Raw genomic sequence first — 2,419 nt, 5'->3', positions numbered from 1 at the left:
CATCGAAGCTCACGGTCACCGTCGGCGCCTCCGTGTCGATGGCGATGCTGTCGCTGCCGTCACTGCCCAGGTTGCCCGCGGCATCGGCGTAGCTCCCATCCGGCACCGCAACACTGCCCTGCGTCTCACCATCCTCCGGCGTGAAGGTGGCCGTCCAGACGGTGTCGTCCGTGTCGCTCTGGGCCAGATCACTCAGCTCACCACCTTCAACAACCAGCAGCGCCTCCAGACCATCGGCATCCAGCTCCTCGCCGTCCAGGTCATAGGCCACTTCGCTGAAGTCGATCGTCACCGTAGTCTCTTCACCCGACGCCAGCGGCTCGCCACTGGCATCGAAGCTCACAGCCACCGTCGGCAGATCGAACGGACCCGCCGTGTCCGACGCCTCATCCGTGTTGCCGTTCTCATCCGATGCGGTCGCCGTCACCTCGTAAGTCTCGCCGCCCTGGAAGTCCAGAGCCTCCAGATCCTCATCCGGCACCGACCAGTTGCCTTCACCATCCGGCGTCACCGTGAACGTGGCGTCGTCCACACCCTCGCCGCTGACCACCACCTCGATCGAAGTGGCATTGCTCGAGGTACCACTGATCTCCACCGAGACCTCATTGTTCTCCGAGCCCAGCTCGAAGCTCACACCCACCGTCGGCAGATCGAACGCACCCGTGGCCGTCGCCTCATCCGTGTTGCCGTCCTCATCCGACGCGGTCGCCGTCACCTCGTAAGTCTCGCCGTCCTGGAAGTCCAGAGCCTCCAGATCCTCATCCGGCACCGACCAGGTGCCATCACCTTCCGGCGCCACCGTGAACGTCTCATCCATACCCCCGCCGCTGACCCCCACATCGATCGAGGTGGCATTGCTCGAGGTACCACTGATCTCCGCCGAGACCTCATTGTTCTCCGAACCCAGCTCGAAGCTCACACCCACCGTCGGCAGATCGAACGACGCATCCAGGTCGCCGGATACATCAATGAAACCGAGGTCGTCACTCGCTTGCGCAGACGCCGTGTATTCGACTCCTTCCTCGAAATCCAGGTCAGCAAGGTCCACCACCCAGTCACCATCGTCCTGGGTCGCTTCCACCAATTGGTTGCTACCGTCAGAACCGTTGACAAATACGGTCACACTGGTGGCATCAGATGCGCTAACGGCCAAGGAAGCGTTCGGCTCGCCTCCCTCACCCCCGGCGAAACCTTCAGGTGCAAATCCAAAGTCGCTGATCTCCACGGCCGGGAGGGTGAACTCCGCTTCCAGTTCGTCGGACTGCTCGTCACCAGTCTGATCAACAACGAACCCCTCGATCTGGAGCTCGCCCGGAGTCAGCTCCGAGATATCGACATTGATCGCGATCCAGGATCCGTCTTCCTGCACCTCGACTTCCTGCCCATCGGCACTGCCGTAGTCGACGCTGTTGCCATTCGAATCAGTGATTGTGAGGAGCACGGACGAACCGGCCGGGATGTCCTCCGTAGAACCGGAAATCGTCGCGAGTACGCTCTGGCCACCACCAACCTCCATGGTGGCCGCGAACATCATCTCTTCAGTTTGCCCACCGCGGATCGGGAGACCCTCGGACGGGGCGTAGGTGAACGACGAAACCGTAATCGCACCGGAGGAGACGTCTTCCCCGGGCTCCGCGACGTCTTCATCGGCCTCTGGGCCGCCTCCCAGAATACCGCTATCTCCGCCCTCGGCTTCGCCCGGCCCACGCAGTACATTCGCGTCGTAGGCATAGCTAATCGGATCCACTTCCTCGGAACCGCGTGCGATGCGCACGAAGCTGCCCCCTTCACCGGCGGCACCACCATCGGCACCGGCGGCCGGGGCTTCGATGATGTCGGTGATGTCTTCACCGCGATCCAGGGCGGCGATGATCTCTTCGACGGTCGCGTCGGCGATCTCGGCTTCCTCGGGAGCCGGCTCGGCGGATTCCGCCAGGTCGTCAGTTATGGTGGCGGACTCGTTGCCCGCCAGGGACATGGTGGAGCCGTCCTCGAAGGCCATTTCGATGAAGGCGCCATCTTCGGCGATGACTTCCTCGCCGTAGAAGATCTCGTCTCCGGGTTGCAGGACGCGCGTGTTGCCGTCTTCATCTCGCGCGATGACGGTGCCGACAACGGACTCGACGGTAGCTACGACGACTTCAGACATGACCTTCTCCTTGGAATCGGAAGTGCTTCACAGTTTTCGATGCGTACGAGCCTAGGGGAGTCGGCTTTGGCACGACAGGTGTACTGAAGTACAGGTTTTGTAGGGTTATGGAAGAACCGGGTGAGGCTCAATTGGACGAAAGCGGATCGAATCTGCGGGGCGCGGGGGCTGGGTTGATGCGATTCGCTGCGCTCATCGCATCCTTGTGTCTTGCGGTTCACGGATCGCTACCATGGACCGCACCGGACTCGGGGTAACCCGATCGCATCC

At 62.1% G+C, this 2,419-nt stretch carries 1 protein-coding gene; it reads right to left on the bottom strand.

Annotation, left to right across the window (positions count from 1 at the left end):
- Window positions 1-2,149, bottom strand: a 2,149-nt coding sequence (locus C995_RS14450) for a retention module-containing protein (protein ID WP_018865441.1), incomplete at its 3' end; no start/stop codon positions are given.
- Window positions 2,150-2,419 lie beyond the last annotated feature (270 nt).

The organism is Thioalkalivibrio sp. ARh3, from assembly GCF_000377265.1.
Lineage (GTDB): Bacteria > Pseudomonadota > Gammaproteobacteria > Ectothiorhodospirales > Ectothiorhodospiraceae > Thioalkalivibrio > Thioalkalivibrio thiocyanoxidans.
This window is presented reverse-complemented; position numbering and strand designations above follow the sequence as displayed.